This is a genomic window from Bradyrhizobium nivariense (assembly GCF_029846695.2).
GTDB lineage: Bacteria > Pseudomonadota > Alphaproteobacteria > Rhizobiales > Xanthobacteraceae > Bradyrhizobium.
Genome location: NZ_JARWCR020000143.1, coordinates 1 through 5,579, shown reverse-complemented (window position 1 = coordinate 5,579; position 5,579 = coordinate 1). Strand labels below are relative to the sequence as shown.

Below are 5,579 nucleotides of genomic sequence, written 5' to 3'. Positions count from 1 at the left end.
CGAGGTTGCGCCCGGGTTGACTCCAGACTCGATACAGCAAAAATATGCTCAGACCGTCGTGTCGACGCGGATCTTCCCCTGTTGCGTGCAGTTTTTGGGGACGAAAAAACGTTTTCACACAGCCTGGGCCAAGACCGGACATAGTCAGTAAAGCGGCGTACTGAGTATTTTGTGCTCTAGTTGCTGCGTCAAGCCAGAGGCGACAAAAATCATCCAGTCTCGTATTCCTAATTCGCGGTCATTGCAGTTAATGCCTCTCGAACATGCCTGGGATCTGAACAGCGCAAGACCTACGCAAAACCTAAGAGCCGCCCAGGGGGCGGCTCTCTTTCTAAGATTGATCGGGTTATCGCTGGCCTCACGGCTTCATAGAACCCTGCACACTGGTGTAGACGGCATAGAGCGACGTCGAGCCGCAGATGTAAAGCCGGTTTCGTTGCTGACCGCCGAAGCACAGATTGGCGACAGTTTCGGGTATGTGGATCTTGCCGAGCAGTTCGCCGGCGGGAGTATAGCAACGCACGCCGTCCTCATTCGGATCGCCCCAACCCACTGAGCACCAAACACGCCCATCGGTGTCAGTGCGTACCCCGTCGGTAATGCTGGGCTTGGGCATGTCCGCAAAGACCTTGCTGTTCGACGCCTTCCCGGCAGCGACATCAAGGTCAAACGCGCGGATATGCGATGGGTTGTTCGGCGCGTCCGTGAAGCCGGTATCGATCACATACAGCTTCTTCTCATCGGGCGAGAGTGCAATGCCGTTGGGCTCCACGAAGTCATCGACGATGACCTTCACGTCCCCCGACTTGGGATCAACACGATAGACGTTGTGCTTTTCTTGCTCGGGCTCGGCCTTGATGCCCTCATAATAGCCACCGATGCCGTAGACGGGATCGGTGAACCAGATCGCGCCATCGGACGTGACAACCGCGTCGTTCGGCGAGTTCAGCCTCTTGCCGTTATATTTATCGGCGATAATCGTGATCGATCCGTCCAGTTCGGTTCGTGTGACCCGTCGGCCGCTATGCTCGCAGGTGATCAGGCGTCCTTCCCGATCAATGGTGTTGCCGTTCGAGTTCATCGAAGGCTGGCGATAGACGCTGACGTGACCATCGTCCTCGCAGAAGCGCATGATGCGGTTGTTGGGAATGTCGCTGAACAACATGTAACGCCCGGCCGCGAAGTAGACCGGGCCCTCGGCCCAGCGGAACCCGGTTGCGACGCGCTCAACCGCCATAGTGCCGGCGAAGGCTGGGAAATCGGGGGGCCCGAACGATGGTGGCCCCTTCTTGGCAGATTCCAGATGGGAGTCCGGATAGCGGCCGCCGGGCAGCGGCCCCAAGGGCAACGGCTCGCTCGCCGTTGTTGGAGCGCCCGTTTGGCCCAACGGCGTCACGGTCGCCGCAGAGGCCGCTTTGAGGCTCACCGCCGTCGCGGCCAGCGCCGCAGCACCTTTGACGATGTTGCGGCGGTTGAGCGTTTGCTTGTGGGGAGAGGTCATTGCACTTGCCATGGTTTCCTCCCATTTTTTGTTGGGCGGAAACTATACCACAATCCGGCATAAAGCGGGCGGTTCGGCCACAGAAGGCCGGGCGACATCACCAATGCGTTGATCTTCAGCGCTTCATCGCAGTCTGCGCATGCACCTCGGCCTCGCCGTTGATCACGAACCGCATCGCGAACCGAACTTCAGCGCTTATTGAGCTGCACATCCGAGTCACCTCGTCGGGGTGGGCGAGCATCGTTCCGGCACCCCGGCGATGGCGATGTGTCGGCTCACATGGGTGTTGGGACAGTGTGGCTGCCAAAATACGTCGCTTGCGCTTGTACTACTTTGAGCATTGAATTCGTCGTGATGCTACGGCGCTGCTGAGCGCAATCGACTCGGCCGCAGCGATCACCGTCTGGTATCTAAACCCCTCGCCGAGGTCAGGAGTCGAGCTGTACGGATGAGGCAGCTTGCCGCAGCAGACTCCATGTTGGATGTAGTTCCCGCGATACAATAAGGGAGGGAAAACAATGACAGTCAGTACAAGGCACCTTACCTGTGTTGCCGCACTGGCCGCGATGGCTGTTGCACCACTGGCTTGGGCCATCGCGCCGTCAGAGATCAATCCCGCTCGCATCGAGGCGGCCGAGCAGAACCCAAGCGATTGGCTGACCTATCACGGCGGCTACAAATCGTATCACTACAGCGGACTTGATCAGATCAACGCGAACAACGTGAAGAACCTCGAAGTCGCGTGGATCCATATGCCCGGCCGCTCGACCCGCGGCCTGCAGACGATGCCGCTCGTCGCTGACGGCGTGCTGTATTATTCGGGCTCCTACAGTCGCGTCTACGCACTCGACGGTGCGACCGGCAAGATGATCTGGTCGTACTTCCCGCAGCTCGACGAGGAGCTCGTGTCTATGCAGACGCACTCGCCATACAATCGCGGCGTCGCGCTTGGCGATGGCAAGGTTTTCGTCGGCACCGTCGACGGGCATCTGATTGGGCTCGACATGAAAACCGGCAAGGAGGTGTGGAACACGCACCTCGTCGATTCCAAGAAGCTCACTGTCGGCTTCACGGGCGCGCCGCTGGTGGTGAGGGACACCGTCATCATCGGCAGCCAGGGCGGCGAGTGGACCTCGCGCGGTCCGCTTTTCGGCGTCGATATCAAGACGGGCAAGAAGAAATGGGAATTCCTCACGGTCGCCGGCACCGAGGAAGCCAAGGCGACCTGGGGCAACGAATCCTGGCGTACCGGCGGCGGTGGCGCATGGATGCCGGGCACCTACGATCCTGAAACTAACACCATCTGGTGGGGAACAGCGAACCCGGCACCGCTTTACGACTGGTCGGGCGCGGACTGGCAGAAAAGCGGGCCACGGCCAGGCACCAACCTCTACACGACATCAGTCATCGCGCTTGATCCCGATACCGGCAAACTGAAGTTCTACCACCAGGAGCTGCCACACGACGCATGGGACTTCGACTCGGCGGTCGGGGAGTTCCTGATGATCGACCGCGACGGCCGCAAGCTCGTCGTGCATCCGAACAAGGGCGGATTCGTCTTCGTCTACGATCGCGCCGATGCGAAGGTGCAGAACGTCTGGCGGATCGCGAAGAACATCAACTTCGTCAAGGACATCGACCCGAAGACCGGCGAGCTGATCGGTCGGCGCGATCTGTCACTTGGCAAAGCAAGCGATCCACTCTGTCCGGCGATCGCCGGCGGCGTGAGCTGGAACGCAGGCGCCTACAGCCCGAAGACCGGCCTGTGGTACAAGATCGCGCAGGAATGGTGCATGGATGTGGACGTAGTGAAGACCACGCCAATCACCGAGCCGATGGCGCAGCTCAATATCGGTGCGAATTTCAAGCTCGTTCCGCCGCCGGACGGACCGGCGCGTGGACATCTTGATGCTCGTGATCCCGTGACCGGCGCCAAGAAATGGGAGGTCAATTTCGACGAGCCGCCGCTTGCGAGTGTGCTCGCAACAGCCGGCAATCTAGTGTTCGTACCCGACTCGCGCGGTGTGTTGCGCGCCTACAATGCGGAGACCGGACAGGAGCTGTGGTCGCATTACAATGGCGTCGGCCACAATGGCGGCATCATCAGCTACAGCGCCGGCGGTAAACAATACATCGCGGTACCGGCCGGATGGGGCGGCATGGTGGCGGACGAATTCCCAGCTCTCTTCGGCGAACCTTATACGAGCATGCCGAAGGATGCCGGTGCGCTGGTTGTCTTTACGCTGAAGCAATAAAATGGTGGGAAGAGGCAGGGTGTGGTCGCACCCTGCCTCTGCAGTCCAGATGCCGATGTTGAAGTCGATTACTCTCATCGCTGGCATTGCGCTGTCATTGTCGCGCGACCTCTACGCACAGCAGAGCCAGGCTCCCAATCAGGATCAATCGGCTAAGGAGAGCGACATCGAGGGCGGGACGATGTTCGCCACCTCGTGTGGCTTCTGTCACGAAAACGGCGGCCGCGCCGCCGGCAAAGGGCCGAAGCTCGCGGGCACGACACGCAGCGACGAGTTTATCGTGGAGCGGATCAAGAAGGGTAAGCCCGGCGCGATGCCTGCCTTTGGAGGCGCTTTTTCAGAGAGCCAGATCATGGCAATATTGGCCTATATCCGGAGCATCGAGGAGTGAAGCCCGAGATGCGACGTGTCTCTCTGGTGATCTTGCTGATGCTGTTCGGCGCGACTGCTGCTTCAGCGCGCTCGCTGGAGGCAATTCGTGAGCGCGGCGCCCTGACGCTTTGCGCGCACCCAAACGCGCTACCGTTTGCCAGCAGGCGCGATGCCAATCCTGGATTTCAGGTCGAAATCGCCAAGGCGTTGGCAAACCAGCTCGGGGTCTCGCTGGAACAACGGTGGGTCGTCACCAGCTTTCAGTACCGCCGCGCCGACTGCGACATCGTCCTCGATGCGATAGCGGATCGCGCGGCGTTGGCGGAGGTGGGGTTGCGCATGTCGCGACCCTACCAGCGCAGCGGTGTCGCGTTGGCGGTCGGTGCAAACTCCGGCGCAGCGTCACTCGCAGATTTGAGGCCAGGCCAGCGTGTCGGGGTACAGGTCGGCTCGATCGCCTCCATGACACTCAGCAAGCGAGGCGTCCAAACCTCACCGTTTGTCTTCGAGGATGAAATCATGGACGCGCTTGCTAAGAACGAGATCGACGCCGCGGCGGTTACGCCCGCTGCAGTTGGTTGGTTCAACCAAGTTCATCCCGATGCACACGTGCGTCGTATTCCTGCTTTCGAGGACGATCCCGACCTGAACTGGAATGTCGCTGTTGGGATGGTCAGTCCAGACGAGCAGCTCAGGCAGGGACTCGACGCAGCCCTTGAAGCATTGCTTGCCAACGGCACCCTCGCGCGGATCTACGCGCATTACAACGTCGAATTGCAGTCGCCAAAATGAGCGAGCTCCCGCGGCAAGAACTGGCGGAGCAACGGACAAAGCGACGTGCACATGAAGACGTTGAGCACGTCATGGATATGATGCTCAACCGCCTTGAATTCAGTGGCAAGCGCGCGGGGCAGGTTGGAATGGCAGAAGTCGTAGCCAGTGCCGCTCGGCTAGAGATTCGTATACGGATCGTAGCGCGTGCCGATGACAGCTGATCACTTACAGCTTGCGCCTCGCCCTGACAGAAACAATCATCGCGTCGCTGCGAAAGCAACTGGAGGGCGACGATGAAGGTGACGAGCGCGCCTAGCCGCTTGGCATGCGCCGCGCTGCAGCCGGAATTCTCATTGGACGATGGTTACTGATGACGTTCAACTTCGTCTCAAACAGCCCTCGCGCTAAAGGGGTGCCAGCCTTCGGCATCGCACCCACGGGGATTTCGCCGCAGTGCCGTTGGCCCGATGGTTCTGGCCCTGGCAGGTCGCCTTTGGGTCCAGGCTGTGTAAAAACTCCGTCGATGCTATGATTCTCTTGCTGAATCGCTGGGGGAATTGATGCGGGGTTTCGTTCAAGGGGTGGATCGCCAGCAGACGACGTTGCTGCCGGAATGCCTTGATGATTGGGTCGGCGACAACAATCCTGTTCGTGCGGTCGATGTGTTCGTCGATGCG

Annotated in this window: 4 protein-coding genes; 3 read left to right on the top strand and 1 reads right to left on the bottom strand. The window is 60.0% G+C overall.

From position 1 onward, the window contains the following. Positions 1 to 358: 358 nt before the first annotated feature. A complete protein-coding gene (locus QCM77_RS45260; RefSeq protein WP_279666740.1) occupies positions 359 to 1,513 on the bottom strand; it encodes an SMP-30/gluconolactonase/LRE family protein in 1,155 nt (384 codons plus the stop codon). Between the two features lie 554 nt (positions 1,514 to 2,067). Here QCM77_RS45260 and QCM77_RS45255 point away from each other — a divergent pair. The 3 genes from QCM77_RS45255 to QCM77_RS45245 all read left to right on the top strand — a co-directional run bounded on the left by QCM77_RS45255 (position 2,068) and on the right by QCM77_RS45245 (position 4,920). Continuing rightward, positions 2,068 to 3,756: a pyrroloquinoline quinone-dependent dehydrogenase gene (locus QCM77_RS45255; protein ID WP_279666750.1), complete on the top strand. Its 1,689-nt coding sequence runs from the start codon at positions 2,068 to 2,070 to the stop codon at positions 3,754 to 3,756. 97 nt (positions 3,757 to 3,853) lie between these two features. Next, positions 3,854 to 4,147, top strand: coding sequence for a c-type cytochrome (locus QCM77_RS45250; protein WP_279666741.1), 294 nt, complete (start codon positions 3,854 to 3,856; stop codon positions 4,145 to 4,147). Continuing rightward, the gene (locus QCM77_RS45245; protein ID WP_347882449.1) at positions 4,144 to 4,920 is read left to right on the top strand and encodes a substrate-binding periplasmic protein; all 777 of its coding nucleotides are present in this window, start codon (positions 4,144 to 4,146) and stop codon (positions 4,918 to 4,920) included. The genes QCM77_RS45250 and QCM77_RS45245 overlap by 4 nt, the downstream gene beginning before the upstream one ends. Positions 4,921 to 5,579 lie beyond the last annotated feature (659 nt).

Bases quoted from the DNA above. Each gene is read 5' to 3' on its own strand.
- QCM77_RS45260 (WP_279666740.1), bottom strand. From the start codon at position 1,513: ATGGCAAGTGCAATGACCTCTCCCCACAAGCAAACGCTCAACCGCCGC.
- QCM77_RS45255 (WP_279666750.1), top strand. From the start codon at position 2,068: ATGGCTGTTGCACCACTGGCTTGGGCCATCGCGCCGTCAGAGATCAAT.